This window comes from Hydrogenophaga sp. SNF1 (assembly GCF_034421675.1).
In the GTDB taxonomy this organism is placed as follows: domain Bacteria; phylum Pseudomonadota; class Gammaproteobacteria; order Burkholderiales; family Burkholderiaceae_C; genus Hydrogenophaga; species Hydrogenophaga borbori.
Genome location: NZ_CP139793.1, coordinates 3,093,600 through 3,108,402, shown reverse-complemented (window position 1 = coordinate 3,108,402; position 14,803 = coordinate 3,093,600). Strand labels below are relative to the sequence as shown.

Annotated in this window: 16 protein-coding genes; 7 read left to right on the top strand and 9 right to left on the bottom strand. The window is 69.9% G+C overall.

Translation table 11 applies throughout. From position 1 onward, the window contains the following. Positions 1 to 6 precede the first annotated feature (6 nt). From SOM08_RS14845 to SOM08_RS14835, 3 genes are read right to left on the bottom strand one after another with little or no spacing between them, the layout of a single operon-like run. Positions 7 to 720 carry an ABC transporter permease gene (locus tag SOM08_RS14845; protein WP_116957344.1) on the bottom strand — a complete coding sequence of 238 codons (714 nt, stop codon included), beginning with the start codon at positions 718 to 720 and terminating at the stop codon, positions 7 to 9. Positions 721 to 724: 4 nt separating this feature from the next. Further along, positions 725 to 1,411: an ABC transporter permease gene (locus SOM08_RS14840; protein WP_116957343.1), complete on the bottom strand. Its 687-nt coding sequence runs from the start codon at positions 1,409 to 1,411 to the stop codon at positions 725 to 727. 23 nt (positions 1,412 to 1,434) lie between these two features. Then, positions 1,435 to 2,280 (bottom strand): ABC transporter substrate-binding protein, encoded by an 846-nt coding sequence (locus SOM08_RS14835; protein ID WP_116957342.1) that lies wholly within the window; start codon positions 2,278 to 2,280, stop codon positions 1,435 to 1,437. 262 nt (positions 2,281 to 2,542) lie between these two features. Here SOM08_RS14835 and SOM08_RS14830 point away from each other — a divergent pair, with 262 nt between their 5' ends. Then, positions 2,543 to 3,364: a phosphate/phosphite/phosphonate ABC transporter substrate-binding protein gene (locus tag SOM08_RS14830; protein ID WP_116957341.1), complete on the top strand. Its 822-nt coding sequence runs from the start codon at positions 2,543 to 2,545 to the stop codon at positions 3,362 to 3,364. Positions 3,365 to 3,427: 63 nt separating this feature from the next. On the opposite strand, the gene SOM08_RS14825 is transcribed toward SOM08_RS14830, so the two are convergent. Then, positions 3,428 to 5,818 (bottom strand): heavy metal translocating P-type ATPase, encoded by a 2,391-nt coding sequence (locus tag SOM08_RS14825; RefSeq protein ID WP_322469207.1) that lies wholly within the window; start codon positions 5,816 to 5,818, stop codon positions 3,428 to 3,430. A gap of 152 nt (positions 5,819 to 5,970) precedes the next feature. Here SOM08_RS14825 and SOM08_RS14820 point away from each other — a divergent pair, with 152 nt between their 5' ends. Then, positions 5,971 to 6,162, top strand: coding sequence for a heavy-metal-associated domain-containing protein (locus SOM08_RS14820; protein WP_116957339.1), 192 nt, complete (start codon positions 5,971 to 5,973; stop codon positions 6,160 to 6,162). Positions 6,163 to 6,208: 46 nt separating this feature from the next. Here the strand turns inward: SOM08_RS14820 and SOM08_RS14815 are convergent, their stop codons facing one another. From SOM08_RS14815 to SOM08_RS14800, 4 genes are all read right to left on the bottom strand, one after another. Beyond that, positions 6,209 to 6,568 carry a copper-binding protein gene (locus SOM08_RS14815; protein WP_322469206.1) on the bottom strand — a complete coding sequence of 120 codons (360 nt, stop codon included), beginning with the start codon at positions 6,566 to 6,568 and terminating at the stop codon, positions 6,209 to 6,211. 38 nt (positions 6,569 to 6,606) lie between these two features. Next, positions 6,607 to 7,095 (bottom strand): cupredoxin domain-containing protein, encoded by a 489-nt coding sequence (locus SOM08_RS14810; RefSeq protein WP_116957337.1) that lies wholly within the window; start codon positions 7,093 to 7,095, stop codon positions 6,607 to 6,609. Between the two features lie 61 nt (positions 7,096 to 7,156). After that, positions 7,157 to 8,527, bottom strand: coding sequence for a copper oxidase (locus SOM08_RS14805; RefSeq protein ID WP_322469205.1), 1,371 nt, complete (start codon positions 8,525 to 8,527; stop codon positions 7,157 to 7,159). 19 nt (positions 8,528 to 8,546) lie between these two features. Beyond that, positions 8,547 to 9,650 carry a hypothetical protein gene (locus SOM08_RS14800; protein WP_322469204.1) on the bottom strand — a complete coding sequence of 368 codons (1,104 nt, stop codon included), beginning with the start codon at positions 9,648 to 9,650 and terminating at the stop codon, positions 8,547 to 8,549. A 142-nt stretch (positions 9,651 to 9,792) separates the two neighbouring features. On the opposite strand from SOM08_RS14800, the gene SOM08_RS14795 reads away from it, so the two are divergent. Then, positions 9,793 to 10,479: a heavy metal response regulator transcription factor gene (locus SOM08_RS14795; RefSeq protein ID WP_116957335.1), complete on the top strand. Its 687-nt coding sequence runs from the start codon at positions 9,793 to 9,795 to the stop codon at positions 10,477 to 10,479. Continuing rightward, the gene (locus tag SOM08_RS14790; protein WP_322469203.1) at positions 10,466 to 11,839 is read left to right on the top strand and encodes a heavy metal sensor histidine kinase; all 1,374 of its coding nucleotides are present in this window, start codon (positions 10,466 to 10,468) and stop codon (positions 11,837 to 11,839) included. The genes SOM08_RS14795 and SOM08_RS14790 overlap by 14 nt, the downstream gene beginning before the upstream one ends. An 88-nt stretch (positions 11,840 to 11,927) precedes the next feature. Here the strand turns inward: SOM08_RS14790 and SOM08_RS14785 are convergent, their stop codons facing one another. Next, complete coding sequence (locus SOM08_RS14785) at positions 11,928 to 12,749, bottom strand: IclR family transcriptional regulator (RefSeq protein WP_322469202.1); 822 nt, start codon at positions 12,747 to 12,749, stop codon at positions 11,928 to 11,930. A gap of 86 nt (positions 12,750 to 12,835) precedes the next feature. Here SOM08_RS14785 and SOM08_RS14780 point away from each other — a divergent pair, with 86 nt between their 5' ends. The 3 genes from SOM08_RS14780 to SOM08_RS14770 are packed head-to-tail and all read left to right on the top strand — an operon-like array spanning position 12,836 to position 14,779. Continuing rightward, positions 12,836 to 13,318 carry a flavin reductase family protein gene (locus tag SOM08_RS14780; RefSeq protein ID WP_322469201.1) on the top strand — a complete coding sequence of 161 codons (483 nt, stop codon included), beginning with the start codon at positions 12,836 to 12,838 and terminating at the stop codon, positions 13,316 to 13,318. A gap of 16 nt (positions 13,319 to 13,334) precedes the next feature. After that, positions 13,335 to 13,703 carry a VOC family protein gene (locus SOM08_RS14775; protein ID WP_286850926.1) on the top strand — a complete coding sequence of 123 codons (369 nt, stop codon included), beginning with the start codon at positions 13,335 to 13,337 and terminating at the stop codon, positions 13,701 to 13,703. Beyond that, positions 13,700 to 14,779, top strand: coding sequence for an LLM class flavin-dependent oxidoreductase (locus tag SOM08_RS14770; protein ID WP_322469200.1), 1,080 nt, complete (start codon positions 13,700 to 13,702; stop codon positions 14,777 to 14,779). Before SOM08_RS14775 ends, SOM08_RS14770 begins: the two co-directional genes overlap by 4 nt. Positions 14,780 to 14,803 lie beyond the last annotated feature (24 nt).

The following is a 14,803-nucleotide window of genomic DNA, read 5'->3' as shown; positions in this document are numbered from 1 at the left end:
TCCCCGTCAGTGCGTGCGCGGCGCCAGGTGCGCGAGGAAATGCCGCTCGCCGAGCTTGAACAGGCCCACCAGGGTGAAGGTGATGGTGAGGTAGATGCCGGCGGCGAAGATGTAGGCCTCGAAAGGCAGGTAGTAGTCGGAGTAGATGCGGCTGGCGGCGGCGGTCACGTCCAGCATGGCCGGCACCGCACTGGCCAGGCTGGTGCCGTGCAGCATCATCACCACCTCGTTGCTGTAGGCCGGCAGTGTGCGCCGCATGGCGCTGGGCAGCACGATGCGGCGCAGCGCCTGCCAGCGGCCCATGCCCATGGCCTGCGCGGCCTCGATCTCGCCCGGCGCCGTCTCGCGGATGGAACCTGCGAGCATTTCGGCCGTGTAGCCGGCGGTATTGAGGGCGAAGGCGAGCAGGGCGCAGAAGAACGCGTCCTTGAACATCGTCCAGGGCCAGATGTCGTCCCAGCGCGCCTGGATCCACTCGAGCTGGGCCAGGCCGTAATAGATCATGTACATCTGGATCAGCAGTGGCGTGCCGCGGATCACGTAGGTGTACGCGCCGACCAGCCAGCGCAGCGGCGCCGGCCCGTGGGTGAGCGCCAGGGCAAACACCACGGCCAGCACGCCGCCGATGGCCAGGCAGGACAGCAGCAGGCTCAGCGTGGTCAGCACGCCCTGGCCATACATGGCGAGGTGGGCCGGTTCGAAGATGACTTCCCAGCGCATGGTGTCAGTGGGTCAGCCGCTTGACGCCCAGGCTGAAGCGCCGGTTCACCCAGCGCAGCGCCCACAGCGAGACCGTGGTGTAGATGAGGAACAGCGCCGCCGCGAACAGGAAGAAGGTGAAGGGCTCGCGCGTGGCCGCGCTGGCCTGCTTGGCCAGGTAGGTCATCTCGTGCAGGCCGATCAGGCTGACCAGGGCCGTGGCCTTGATGAGCACCAGCCAGTTGTTGGTGAAGCCCGGGATGGCGTAGCGCACCATCTGCGGCGCGGTGATGCGCACGAAGGTGCGCACGCGGCCCATGCCGAAGGCCCAGGCCGCTTCCATCTGCCCGCGCGGGATGGCCAGGATGGCGCCGCGGAAGGTCTCCGTCATGTAGGCGCCGTAGATGAAGCCGATGGTCAGCACGCCCGCCGCGAAGGGGTTGATGTCCACCGAGCGGCGGCTGCCCAGGGCCTCGAGCAGGTGGTTCAGGCCGATGGTGCCGCCATAGAAGATGAGCAGCATCAGCACGAGTTCGGGCACGCCGCGCACCAGGGTGGTGTAGGCGGTGGCCAGCCACACGAGCGCGCGGCGACCCGACAGCTTGGCCGCCGCGCCCGCCAGGCCCAAGAAAATGGCCACCACGAGGGCGGCCAGTGAGACGCCCACCGTGAGCAGGGCGCCTTGCAGGATGGACTGGTAGTAGCCGGACAAACCGCGCTCGGTGGGCTGACCGCTTACTTGCCGTAGACGTCGAAGTCGAAGTACTTCTTGGCGATCGTCTCGTAGACGCCGTTGGAGCGGATCGTCTTGATGGCGGCGTTCAACTCATCCTTGAGGGCGGTGTCGTCCTTGCGCAGGGCCACGCCCACGCCGGTGCCGTAGTACTTGGGATCGTCCAGCACGGGGCCCACGAAGCCGTAGTCCTTGCCCTCGGGCTTGCGCAGGAACCCGCCGTTGACCTCCACCTGATCGGCCACGGTGCCGTCGAGGCGGCCGGACTTGATGTCCAGGTAGACCTGGTCCTGGGCCTCGTAGGGAACGATGCTCACGCCCGCGGGCTTGAGCTCGCCCAGGGCGTACTTCTCTTGCGTGCTGCCCTTGAGCACGCCCAGCTTCTTGCCCTTGAGCGAGGCGGGCTCGGTGTAGGCGGTGCCGTTCTTGACGACGATGCGGCTGGGGGTGAAGTAGTACTTGTCGGTGAAGTCCACGACCTTCAGGCGCTCCTCGGTGATGGACATGGAGCTGATGATCGCGTCGTACTTCTTGGCCTGCAGGCCGGGGATCATGCTGTCCCAGACCTGTTCGACGTAGACGCACTGGCGCTTGATTTCCTTGCACAGGGCGTCGGCGATGTCGACGTCGAAGCCGGTGGGCTTGCCGTCGGCGGTCTTGAAGGTGAAGGGTTCGTAGGTCGGGTCGATGGCGACCTTGAGCTCGGGCAGGGCGGCCGGAGCGGGCGCTGCAGCCGGCGCGGCGGCGGGCGCAGGAGCGGCTGCCGGGGCGGGGGCCTCTTCCTTCTTGCCGCAGGCCGACAGGGCCAGGGCGCCGGCGAGGGCGGAATACAGGGCAAGGTGCTTCATGAGACATCTCTCGGTTGCCGCCCGCCCGGGCCATCCGGGCGGTGCGAAGTAGGCGGGATTGTAGGTCTGAGCTTCTGGGGGGCTGGCTCCAAAGAGGGCGTGGTTTCCCGGGGCCGGTGGCGCCTGCGGGACGTCAGCAAGATGCAAGCCAGACGGCGGTTTCCCCGCCATGAACGGAACCCGCCGCCCGCGCCATCGGCGATACATTCGTTCATTCCAATATGCTGAACCGGCCAGGGTATCTGGCCGCCGCGCCGCCACCATGCCACTGCATACCCGACTCATCGCCCTTGTGCTTCCCCTGTTGATGGCCGGCGCGGCGCGGGCCGCGGAACCGGAGTACACGCTGGCGGTCAGCGAAGGCACCTCGGGCGGGCTGGACCACGCGCGCGCCACCGCCAAGTACGCCGGCCTGGCCGAGGCCCTGGGCCGGGCGCTGAAGGGCAAGGTGACGGTGGTGTTCGCGCGCGAGTTCGCGCTGCTCGCAGATGGCCTGAAGGCCAAGCGTTTCGACCTGGCGCTGGCCCGGCCCAGCGACTACCCGGCGCGCGCCATGCGCGACAACGGATACCGTTTCGTCGCCAGCGCCAAGCCCGAAGGCCAGTGCCTGATCGTCACCCGCAAGGATTCGCCCCTGCAAAACCTTGAGGAAGCCAAAGGCAAGCGCTGGGTGCTGCCGGAGCAGGTGTCGTATATGTCGCGCTTTTGCAATGCCGAGCTGCGCGACCGGGGCATCCCGCTCAAGGCTGAGAAGGTGCAGTTCGTGCGCGAGCAGGGCGCGGTGCAGTTCTACCTGGAGCACAAGCTGGCCGACGTGGGCGGCGTGGCTTCCTATTCGGGCGTGGCGCGCTCGCTGGACAAGGCCGGCCTGCGCGTGCTGCACCGCAGCGTGATGCAGCCGTACTCCCCCATGGTCGCCGGCCCGCGCCTGACGGCCGAGCAGCTGCAGGCCGTGCAGGCCGAACTGCGCGCCATGGACCAGGCCGACGCCGGCCGCGGCGTGCTCAAGACCCTGGGCATCCAGGGCTTCGACACCGGCACCGGGCCGCGCGTGCTGAGCCTGCTGGAGTGGCTCGGGTCCTGAGGGCCATCCCTTTCAAGGTCTTGATCCGGCCCACGCCCGAGGGCATCGGGCACCCTCACGGTTTCAGCGCCGCCAGCCGCGCAGCAGCAGGGCGTTGCTCACCACGCTCACGCTGCTCAGGGCCATGGCGGCACCCGCCACCATCGGGTTGAGCAGGCCGGCCGCCGCCAGCGGGATGCCGATCACGTTGTAGGCGAAGGCCCAGAACAGGTTCTGGCGGATCTTGCGGTAGGTGCGGCGCGAGATGTCGATGGCGTCGGCCACCAGGGCCGGGTCGCCGCGCATCAGCGTGATGCCGGCCGCGTGCATGGCCACGTCGGTGCCGGTGGACATGGCGATGCCCACGTCGGCCGAGGCCAGCGCCGGGGCGTCGTTGATGCCGTCGCCCACCATGGCCACCGCATGCCCGCCCTGCTTGAGCTGGCCGACGATGCCGGCCTTGTCGGCGGGCAGCACCTCGGCCTCGATGCGGCCGATGCCCAGGCGCTGGCCCACGGCCGCCGCGCTGCCGCGGTTGTCGCCGGTGAGCATGACCGTGCGCACGCCCATGCCGTGCAGGCGTTCCACGGCGCGGGCGGCGCTGGCCTTGGGCGCGTCGCCGAAGGCCAGCAGGCCGACCAGGCGCGGCGCCTGCGTCACATCAGCCAGCCAGGACACGGTGCGGCCCTCGTCCTGCAGGCGCTGCGCCTGCGCGGCCAGGGCCGAGGTGTCCACGCCCAGCTCCTGCATGAAGCGCGGGCTGCCCAGGCGCAGCGCGTGGCCATCGACCTCGGCCGACATGCCACGGCCGGGCACCGCGCTCACCTGGCTGGCCGGCCGCGGCGTCAGGCCGGCGGCCTGGGGCGACTCCAGCACGGCCCGCGCCAGCGGGTGTTCGCTGCCGGCCTGCAGCGCCAGGCTCCAGGGGATCAGGCGGTCTTCCTGGCCCGGCGCGGCCAGGGCGGACACCAGCTGGGGCCGGCCCTCGGTCAGGGTGCCGGTCTTGTCGAAGGCCACGGTGTCCACGCGGTGCGCCACCTCCAGCGCCTCGGCGTCCTTGATCAGGATGCCCTGGCGCGCGGCCACCCCGGTGCCGGCCATGATGGCCGTGGGCGTGGCCAGGCCCAACGCGCAGGGGCAGGCAATCACCAGCACCGCCACCGCGTTGAGGATGGCGCGCTCCCAGTCGCCCGCGAGCACGCCCCAGCCGACCAGCGTGATCAGCGACAGCAACAGCACCACCGGCACGAACACCGCGCTCACGCGGTCCACGATGCGCTGGATGGGCGCCTTCTTCGCCTGGGCCGACTCCACCATGCGCACGATGCGCGACAGCGTGGATTCGGCGCCGACGGCGGTGGTCTGGATCTCCAGCAGGCCTTCGGCGTTGACCGCGCCGCCGGTCACCTTGTCACCGGGGTGCTTGGCGATCGGCAGGCTCTCGCCCGTGATGAGGGACTCGTCCACCTGGCTCGCGCCGCTGAGCACGGTGCCGTCCACCGGCACCCGCTCGCCGGGGCGCACGATCACCACGTCGCCCACCTTCACGCGGGCCAGCGGCAGGTCCACGTCGCCCTGGGGCGTGCGCACGCGCGCGATCTCGGGCTTGAGCGCGTTGAGCGCCGCGATGGCGGCCGTGGTCTGGCGCTTGGCGCGCGCTTCCAGCCATTTGCCCAGCAGCACCAGGGTGATGACCACCGCCGAGGCCTCGAAATACAGGTGCGGCGCGCCATGCCCCTGGTGGCGCAGCAGCAGGTAGACGCTCAGGCCATAGCCCGCGCTGGTGCCCAGGGCCACCAGCAGGTCCATATTGCCGGTGCCCGCGCGCACGGCCTTCCAGCCGGCGCGGTAGAAGCGCGCGCCCAACCAGAACTGCACCGGCGTGGCCAGGGCCAGCTGCAGCCAGCCATTGAGCGTCCAGTCGCTGCCGGACAGCATGGCCACCATGGGCAGCACCAGCGGCAGCGACAGCAGGGCGGCCAGGGCCACGGGCCACCAGGGTTCGCCACCGCCCTTGTGGGCGCCGGGCGCGGCCGACGCCTGATCGTCGTGGGGCAGGGCGGCGTAGCCGGCCTTTTCGACGGCCGCCATCAACTGCGCCGCCGTGGCGCCGGTGGCGCGCACGCTGGCGCGCTCGGTCGCCAGGTTGACCTCGGCCTCGCTCACGCCGGGCACGGCCTTCAGGGCCTTTTCGACCCGGCCCACGCAGGAGGCACAGGTCATGCCCTCGATCTCGAATTCAAACTGTTGCGCGGCCACCTGGTAGCCGGCCTTCTCGACGGCCGCGACCAGCTGGCTGGCGGCCGCCGATGCGGCGGCACTGACCGAGGCGGTCTCGGTGGCGAGGTTGACGCTGACCTCGCTCACGCCGGGCACGGCTTTCAGGGCCTTCTCGACCCGGCCCACGCAGGAGGCGCAGGTCATGCCCTCGATGGGCAGGCGGTACTCGGTCAGGGGCGGCGCAAGGGAGTTCATGGCGGTCTTCCAGATGAATTGACGTGGAAACCCAATGCTCAGGCCTGACATGGTGTCAAGGTCAAGCCTGTGCACGACGGGCCGCGCCGCTTGACCTTGCCACGGTGGCAAGGCCTACCGTGAAACCTCCATCCACTTTCACGGAGATTGTCGTGCACGAATTCCAACTGCCCTCCATGACCTGCGGCCACTGCGCGGCCCGCGTCAACCGGGCGCTGAAACAAGCCGACCCCGCCTGCGCCGTCGAGGTCGACATGGCGCAGCGCAGGGTCGTGGTCAAAAGCCATGAGGACCGCGCGGTGCTGGCCGAGGCCCTGGCCGACGCCGGCTACGCCCCGGCCTGAGCGGTGGCCGCCGAGGCCCGTGGGGGCGACGGGCCTCGGCGCGGCTTCAAGGCTTGAGTGGCTTGATGGACTCGACCACCATCTGGCCCTTGTCCTGCACGGCGGTGAACTGCACCTTGTCGCCCACGGCGATGCCGTCCAGCATGGCCTTGTCGCGCACGACGAAGACCATGGTCATGGGCGGCATGTCCATGTTCTTGATCTCGCCGTGGCGCAGGGTGATCTTGCCGTTCTCCTTGTCGACGCGGCGGACCTCGCCCTCCACCAGCGGGTGGTTCTGCTGCATGCCCATCGTGGCGCCCGAGCCCATCCTGCCGTGGTCCATGCCCTGCGCGAACGCGGGCGAGGCGAGCGAGAGCAGGGCGGCGAGGGCGCCCGACGCGAGGGCAGGGACGATCTTCTTCATGGGGGTGCTCCTGAAAGGGGAATCGGACGGCCGCCGGCTCACTGGGCCACGACCTTGATCTTGCCGACCATGCCGGCCTCGTAGTGGCCGGGCAGCAGGCAGGCGAAGTCGAATTCGCCGGCGCGGTTGAACCGCCAGACGATCTCGCCGCGCTGGCCGGGGGCCACGTGCGACATGTAGGGCTCGTCGTGCTCCATGCCGGGGAACTTCTTCATCAGGGCCGCGTGCTCGTCGAGGTCCTTCTTGGTGCCCAGCACGAACTCGTGCATCACCTTGCCGGCGTTGTTGTGCACGAAACGGATGGTCTCCCCTTGGCGCACCTCGAGCCTGTCGGGCGTGAAGCGCATGGCATCGGTCATGCCGATCTCGATGGTGCGGGTCACGGCCTTGGCCTCGCCGGCGATGCCCCAGGGCTTCTGCTCCATCCTGACCGGCCCGGCGGGCTTGTGGTCTTCGTTGCCATGGGCAAACGCCAGGCCGGTGGTCGAGGCCAGGGAAAGCAGCAGGGCCGCGGTGCGAAACGTCATGAAAGGCTCCAGTGGTGTTGAACGGCAAACAGGGGACAAGAGGGCAGACCCGCCCAAGGGCTCAGTGGTGCTGGCCGTGCCCCGGCTTCACCACCGTGGCGTCGGCCTGACCCGGGGGCGTGGCCGCGCGCGGGGCCGCGGGCGTGGCGCCGGTCCATTCATGAGCGACGGTGCCCTGCGGAAACGGGTAGGGACCGGGGTCCTTGTAGTCGCCGGGCTTCTGGTCCTTGCGGACCTTGAACACGCTGAACATGCCGCCCATCTCGATGGGGCCGAACTGACCGGTGCCGGTCATCATGGGCGCGGTGTTGTCCGGGAGGGGCATCTGCATCTCGCCCATGTCGGCCATGCCGCGCTCGCCCATCACCATGTAGTCGGGCACCACGCGCTGCAGCTTGTTCACCAGGCCGCGGTGGTCCACGCCGATCATGGTGGGCACCGCGTGGCCCATGGCGTTCATGGTGTGGTGGCTCTTGTGGCAGTGGAAGGCCCAATCGCCTTCCTCGTCGGCGATCAGCTCGATCTGGCGCATCTGGCCCACGGCCACGTCGGTGGTCACCTCGTACCAGCGGGTGGCGGTCGGGGTGGGGCCGCCGTCGGTGCCGGTCACCTGGAACTCGTGGCCGTGCAGGTGGATGGGGTGGTTGGTCATGGTGAGGTTGCCCACGCGGATGCGCACGCGGTCGTTCAAGCGCACGTTGAGCGTGTCGATGCCCGGGAAGATGCGGCTGTTCCAGCCCCAGATGTTGAAGTCGGTCATGGTGTTGACCTTGGGCGTTCGGCTGCCGGGCTCGACGTCGAAGGCGTTGAGCAGGAAGCAGAAGTCGCGGTCGACCTCGCCGATGTGCGGGTGCCTGGCCTTGGGGTGAGTGACCCAGAAGCCCATCATGCCCATGGCCATCTGCACCATCTCGTCGGCGTGCGGGTGGTACATGAAGGTGCCGGGCCGGCGGGCCTCGAACTCGTAGACGAAGGTCTTGCCCGCCGGAATGTGGGGCTGCGTGAGGCCACCCACACCATCCATGCCATTGGGCAGGCGCTGGCCGTGCCAGTGGATGGTGGTGTGCTCGGGCAGCTTGTTGGTGACGAAGATGCGCACGCGGTCGCCCTCGACGACTTCGATGGTCGGCCCCGGGCTCTGGCCGTTGTAGCCCCACATGTTGACCTTGAAGCCGGGCGACATCTCGCGCACCACGGGCTCGGCGACCAGGTGGAACTCCTTGACGCCGTTGTTCATGCGCCAGGGCAGGCTCCAGCCGTTGAGCGTGACCACGGGGTTGTAGGGGCGGCCGGTGTTGGGCACCAGCGGCGGTGCGGTGTCGACGGAGGTCTGGATGATGGGCTCGGGCAACGCGGCGAGCGCCGAGCGGGCAACGCCCAGGCCGGCCATGGTGGCGGCGGCGCCGGCGAAGAATTGACGACGGTTGTTCATGTTGCGCTTCAAGGGGGGGTCAATGACCGGCCGCGGAGGCATCGCCGGCGGCGGCGCCACCGGGCACGACGAAGGCCGTGGGTTCGCCGCCCTGCAGCACCCACATCAGGTCGGTGTCGGCGAGCCAGTAGTCGCGTACGGCGGCGATGGTCTCGCGCTGCGATTGCGCATGGGCCTGCACCTCGGTGAGCAACTCCCACACGCTTTTGAGCATGCCGTTGTACTGCAGCACGCTTTCGTCCACGATCAGCTGGCGCTGGGCCATGACGTCGTCGCGCAGTCCGCACGCCACGGCCAGGGTGGCGTCGCGCGAGGCGAGCGCCTGCCCGAAGTTGGCCTCGGCCTTCCACTGCTCCACGCGGGGCAACTGGGCTCTGAGGTCGGCCAGTCGGGCGCTCAGTTCAGCGGGGGACGGCGTTTGTCGGGGCAGGTCCGGCAGGGTGTCGGGCAGCGCCAGGCGTTCGTGCACGCCGTTGAGCTGGAGGGTGTGGAGCAAGGCGCGCTCCGACTGCCGCGCGGCCACGGCGGCCTGCTGCAGCGCGCGCCGTTCGGTGGCCAGGCCCAGCTCGACGCGGCTTTGCTGGTAGGCGCTCCAATTGCCCACCTTCACCATGCGCCGGCCCAGCTCGGCGGCAGCCTCTGCCGCCTCCAGCGAGGCGCGCTGCAGCCGCGCGGCCTGCCGGTCCGCCACCGCGCGCAGCCAGGCGCGGCGCGCCTCGGCGGCCACTTCGAAGACCTCGCCCACGCCGTCGATGCGGCGCTGGTGGCGCGCGTCCACCTCGTGCCAGCGGCCCTGGGCGATGCGCGCCACGTTGTCCTCGCCCAGCCGGGGCAGCAGCTTCTGCAGTTCCAGGTGCGGTCGCCAGGCCAGGCGCGTGGCCGCTTCCAGGGAGGGCACGGGGAAGCCAGCGGCGGCGGGGTCCGGGGCGTCTGTCGCCCCATGGGTCGCCTCCCACTTGAGCAGGTCCGCGTGCCCGCGCTGGAATTGCCCGACGGCCTCGTTGGCCGCCTTCCAGTCCGAAGACTGCTCGACCGCCGGCTGGGCGCTGGCCACGGCCGCCGTGGCCAGGACCACCACGGACACCAGAGCCCTGGGCCCGCGCTGGCTGAATGGATGCTTCACTCAACGACTCCTTTGATGGATGGGATCGGCGGGTGGATTCTTTGGCCCGGGCGGGAACAGCGGTCTGTCGACCCCATTACAGATTTGTCATGTTGGGGAATTTCGCGACCCGCATGGCACACTCGTTTCAACCCTGTCGACCATGAAGATTCTGATCGTTGAAGACGAGGCCCACACGGGCGAATACCTGCGCCAGGGCCTGCGCGAGGCGGGCTACTTCGTCGAACTCGCGCGCAACGGCGTCGACGGCCTGCACGAAGCCACCGAAGGCGGCTACGACCTGCTCATCCTGGATGTGATGCTGCCCGGCATCGATGGCTGGTCGCTGCTGCAATCGCTGCGCCGCAAGAACCCGCGCGTGCCGGTGCTCTTCCTCACGGCACGCGACAGCGTGGAAGACCGGGTCAAGGGCCTCGAGCTCGGCGCGGACGACTACCTCGTCAAGCCGTTCTCGTTCTCCGAGCTGCTGGCGCGCGTGAAGTCCATCCTGCGGCGCGGCGCGGCGGTGCAGGACGCCACCTCGCTGCAGGTGGCCGACCTCCACCTCGACCTGGTGCGCCGGCGCGTCACGCGCAAGGGCCAGCGCGTGGACCTCACCGCCAAGGAATTCGGCCTGCTGGAGCTGTTCATGCGCCGGCACGGCGAGGTGCTGCCGCGCACGCTCATCGCCTCCATGGTCTGGGACATCAACTTCGACAGCGACAGCAACGTGATCGACGTGGCCGTGCGCCGCCTGCGCGCCAAGATCGACGACGGCTTCGACCTGAAGCTGCTGCGGACCGTGCGCGGCATGGGCTACGTGCTCGAAGACCCCCATGAAGCGGCCTGAGGCGTCGGCGGTGTCGCTCACGTTTCGCCTGACGGCGCTGTTCGCGCTGGTGGTCGGCGCGGTGTTCTCGGGATTGGGCTATGTGGTCCACCGCGAAACGGCGGCGCACTTCGTCGAGCTGGACCAGGCGCTGCTGCGCGACAAGCTGACCCTGATCCGGGGCATCGCCGAGCGCAGCGCGGACCTGCCCGACCTGGCGGCCCGCCTCAACGCCGCCCTGCGTGGGCACGAAGGCCTGCTGCTGCGGATCGTCGCGGCCGACAACGAGATGGTTCGCCTCGGCGACGTCGAGCCGCCCGCGGCCTTGCGCGACGCGAGCGAGGGCCTGTCCTGGTCGGACGGCGACATGAGCTACTACGGCGAGTTCTTCACCCTGCCGCTGAGCTGGAGCAGGGACACCGACCTCCAGGTCTTCGCCGCCGTCGACACCCACCACCACCGCCACTTCCTGGCGCTGCTGCAGCGCAAGCTGCTGATCTGCATCCTGCTGGCCATCGCAGCGGGCACGCTGCTGGGCGCGGTGGCCGTGCGGCGCGGCCTCAAGCCCCTGCTGGCCATGAAGCACCGGGCCGAGCGCGTGAACGCCCAGGATTTCACCGAGCGCATGCCGGTGGCCAGCCTGCCGATCGAGATGCGCGGCCTGGCCGGCTCCATCAACGACATGCTCGACCGCCTGCAGCGCGACTTCGATCGCCTGAGCGCCTTCTCCACCGACCTGGCGCACGAGTTGAGGACACCGCTGAGCAACCTGCTGACCAATGCCCAGGTGACGCTGGCGGTGCCGCGCGGCGGCGACGAGTACCGCGCCAGCCTGGAAGTCATTTCGGAAGAGCTGCAGCGGCTGGCCAAGACCGTGTCCGACATGCTCTACCTGGCCAAGACGGAGAACGTGGCCAGCCTGCCCAGCGTGGAAGACGTGGACCTGTGCGCCGAAGCGCGTTCGCTGATCGATTTCTACGAGGCCGTGGCCGACGAGAAGGGCGTGCGCTTCAGCCTGAGCGGCGAGGCGAGGGTGCGCGGCGACCGGCTGATGGTGCGCCGCGCGATCGGCAACCTGCTGTCCAACGCCGTGCGCCACGCGCCGCCCGGGGACCAGGTTGACCTGCGGATGGTGCTCACCGAGCGCTGGGCGCAGCTGCGGGTGAGCAACACGGGCGAGCCCCTGACGGCCGACCAGCGCCGGGCGATGTTCGACCGCTTCTTCCGCCTGAGCCAGGGGCGCCAGCGGCTGGAAGGCGAGGGCGTGGGGCTGGGCCTGCCCATCACCCGGGCCATCATGTCCAGCCACCGGGGCGAAGTGGATGTGCAGTGCGAGCACGGCCGCATCCACGTCACCCTGAGCTTTCCCCGGCAGGCCTGAGAGAGGCCGATGCGGCGCTGGCCATGGGCCTGGGCTCGGCCTCGGTGATCGCCAATGCGCTGCGGCTGGGCCGGGCGCGGCAGTTTCGTCACTGCGCCCAGCGCCGGGGAGGCGCCCCCAGCAGGCGGCACAGCTCCTGACCCGCCTGCACCAGCCGCTTCAGGTGCGGCCCATCGGGGCGCTTGTCCATGAGCTCGACCGGCGCCGTGATCGTCAGGGCGTAGGCCAGCGCGTCCTGGGCATTCCAGATCGGGACGCTGAGCGCGCCGTACCCCGGCAGCGCGTCGAGCATCACGTCGGAGTGGCCGGCGGCGCGCACCGCCGCCTGGATGCCGTCCAGCAAGCGATCGCATTCGTCGTCCGCCGTGCCCGGTCCGAGTTCGCGCTGGGCCACCGGGCGCGTGGCCTCGCGGGGCAGCCAGGTGGCGAACACATGGCCACCCGCGGTGGACAGGAAGGACACCGGCCCGTTGCGCAACTCGAACACGTGGTTGCGCGGGTCGGGCCGGTTGAACACGATGACCGGCCCCAGCGCGCTCCAGGTGAGCACCGCCACGCCCAGGCCCGTGTCGTCGCTGAGCGCCACCGCCTTGGCGCGGATCAGCTCGTAATGGTCCACCTGCCGCGCGGCCGCCAGTCCCAGCGCCGCGAGGCTGGGCCCCAGCCGGTACTGGCCCCGCGCGTCCGCGCCCACCATGCCGGTGCGCACGAAGCTGGCGAGGTAGTTGTGCACGGCGCTGGGCGACATGCCCGCTCGCGCGGCGATGGTCTTCAGGGCCACGGCGTCCGGGCCCTGTTGGATCGCCGTGAGGATGCGGTAGCCCAGTTCGATCGACTGGATGCCACGCGGGCCGCTGGCGCGGGCGGGTGGGGCGGCATGGCCGCTGGAGGGGGCGCTGGCGTCGCTCATGTGCGTATTTTCCCGGGTGTTCCGATCGGCTTTGGCCACTAGAATATTCTCCATTATCCAATATTTCAACAATAGAGAATTTCAAGATGACAACCACCGCCGACGCCGACGCCTTCCGGCGCGCCATGCGCAAGGTGCCGTCCGCGGTCGCGGTCGTGACGGCCGAGCACGGTGGACGGCGCCGCGGCCTGACCGCTACCGCCGTCTGCAGCGTGAGCGCCGATCCGCCCCAGGTGCTGGCCTGCGTCAACCGGGTGGGGCGGGCCCACGCCTGCATCGAACAAGCCCAGGCCTTCGCCATCAATTACCTGTCCGACGGGCAGGTGCCCGTCGCGCGCGCCTTCGCGCGTCAGGCCGATGACCCCGACGACCGCTTCGCCGCCGAGGACTGGGCCAGCGGAGCCCAGGGCGTGCCTCTGCTGCGCGACGCGCTGGTGTCCTTCGCCTGCCGCGTGGTGCAAAGCCTGGACTGCGGCACCCACACCGTCTTCGTCGGCGAGATCCTCGAGATCCGCCAGCGCGACCAGCGCTCGCTGCTCTACAAGAGCGGCGAATTCCTGCCGGCCTGAGGCACTGGAGAGCGACATGGCAATCACCAAGCTGCGCCTGGCTTACCACGTCCACGACGACGTGGCGGCGCTGAGCGCCTTCTACGAGAAGGCGCTGGGCTTCGAGTACCTGTTCCAGGACGCCGACCGCTGGCTCGAAATGAAGGTCGGCGACGCCCGCTTCGCGCTCGCGTCGCGGGCCGAGGCCGCCGAGGCCTGCCGCGGCCCCGTGCTGGTCTTCGACAGCGACGACCTTGAGGCCGACGCCGACGCCATCCGCCGCCACGGCGGGGAAGTGACCGGTCAGCGCGACATGGGCGCGCACGGCCGCACGCTGACCGCGCGCGATCCCTCCGGCACCGTTTTCCAGTTGTTCGCCCGTCCCAAGGGCCGTCACCCCACATGAGCACACGTCCCTACCCGCCACACGAACTGTCCTTCGGCGTCTTCGACCACATGGACCGGGGCCGGCTGCCGCTGGCCGACCAGTACGAGCAGCGCCTGCAACTGGTCCAGGACTACGAGCAGGCCGGCTTCTATGCCTACCACCTGGCCGAGCACCACTCCACGCCGCTCGGCATCGCGCCGTCGCCCAGCGTGTACCTGGCGGCGGTGGCGCAGCGCACCCGCCGCCTGCGCTTCGGCCCGCTGGTCTACACCCTCAGCATGCACCATCCCCTGCGGGTGGCCGAGGAGATCTGCATGCTGGACCAGATGAGCCGTGGGCGCCTGGAGGTCGGCTTCGGCCGCGGCGTGTCGCCCTACGAGATTGGCTACTACGGCGTCGATCCGGCGCAGGCGCAAAGCCTCTACCACGAGGGCTACCAGGTCATCCAGCAGGCGCTCACGCGCGAGCGGGTGGATTTCGCCGGCACGCATTTCAACTTCCGCGAGGTACCGGTCGTGCTGCAGCCTTACCACCAGGCGCCGCCGCCGATCTGGTACGGGGTCGGCCTGCCCCAGGGCGCGGACTGGGCGGCCGAGAACGGCATCAACATCGTCTGCAACGGACTGGCCAGCGGCGTGCGCGCCGTCACCGACCGCTACCGCGAACGCTGGCACGCGATCGGCGCCACCGGTCCGCTGCCGCGCCTGGGCGTGAGCCGGCATGTGGTGGTCGCCGACACCGACGCCCAGGCCATGGCCATCGCCAGCCGCGCCTACACGCTGTGGCGCGAGCGGCTGATGCACCTGTGGGTCCGACACGGCACCCAACCGGCCTCGCTGGCATTTCCGGAGCGTTTCGAGCAGGCACAGGCCGCCGGGCTCGGCATCGCCGGCGCCCCGTCGACCGTGCGCCAATGGGTCGAGGAGGAGGTCGCGCGCACGGGCATCAACTACCTCGTGTGCCGCATGGCCTTCGGTGACCTGAGCTACGAGGAATCCGCGCGGTCCACCCAGCTGTTCGGTGACCAGGTACTGGCGCCGCTGAGCCGGGCGCCGGCCGCTGCCCCCGCCCACAGCCGTGCCCTGACGGCTTGAACGTTTCCCTTCCGCCCCCCTTGA

Bases quoted from the DNA above. Each gene is read 5' to 3' on its own strand.
- SOM08_RS14845 (WP_116957344.1), bottom strand. From the start codon at position 720: ATGCGCTGGGAAGTCATCTTCGAACCGGCCCACCTCGCCATGTATGGC.
- SOM08_RS14835 (WP_116957342.1), bottom strand. From the start codon at position 2,280: ATGAAGCACCTTGCCCTGTATTCCGCCCTCGCCGGCGCCCTGGCCCTG.
- SOM08_RS14830 (WP_116957341.1), top strand. From the start codon at position 2,543: ATGCCACTGCATACCCGACTCATCGCCCTTGTGCTTCCCCTGTTGATG.
- SOM08_RS14825 (WP_322469207.1), bottom strand. From the start codon at position 5,818: ATGAACTCCCTTGCGCCGCCCCTGACCGAGTACCGCCTGCCCATCGAG.
- SOM08_RS14815 (WP_322469206.1), bottom strand. From the start codon at position 6,568: ATGAAGAAGATCGTCCCTGCCCTCGCGTCGGGCGCCCTCGCCGCCCTG.
- SOM08_RS14810 (WP_116957337.1), bottom strand. From the start codon at position 7,095: ATGACGTTTCGCACCGCGGCCCTGCTGCTTTCCCTGGCCTCGACCACC.
- SOM08_RS14805 (WP_322469205.1), bottom strand. From the start codon at position 8,527: ATGAACAACCGTCGTCAATTCTTCGCCGGCGCCGCCGCCACCATGGCC.
- SOM08_RS14795 (WP_116957335.1), top strand. From the start codon at position 9,793: ATGAAGATTCTGATCGTTGAAGACGAGGCCCACACGGGCGAATACCTG.
- SOM08_RS14790 (WP_322469203.1), top strand. From the start codon at position 10,466: ATGAAGCGGCCTGAGGCGTCGGCGGTGTCGCTCACGTTTCGCCTGACG.
- SOM08_RS14785 (WP_322469202.1), bottom strand. From the start codon at position 12,749: ATGAGCGACGCCAGCGCCCCCTCCAGCGGCCATGCCGCCCCACCCGCC.
- SOM08_RS14780 (WP_322469201.1), top strand. From the start codon at position 12,836: ATGACAACCACCGCCGACGCCGACGCCTTCCGGCGCGCCATGCGCAAG.
- SOM08_RS14775 (WP_286850926.1), top strand. From the start codon at position 13,335: ATGGCAATCACCAAGCTGCGCCTGGCTTACCACGTCCACGACGACGTG.
- SOM08_RS14770 (WP_322469200.1), top strand. From the start codon at position 13,700: ATGAGCACACGTCCCTACCCGCCACACGAACTGTCCTTCGGCGTCTTC.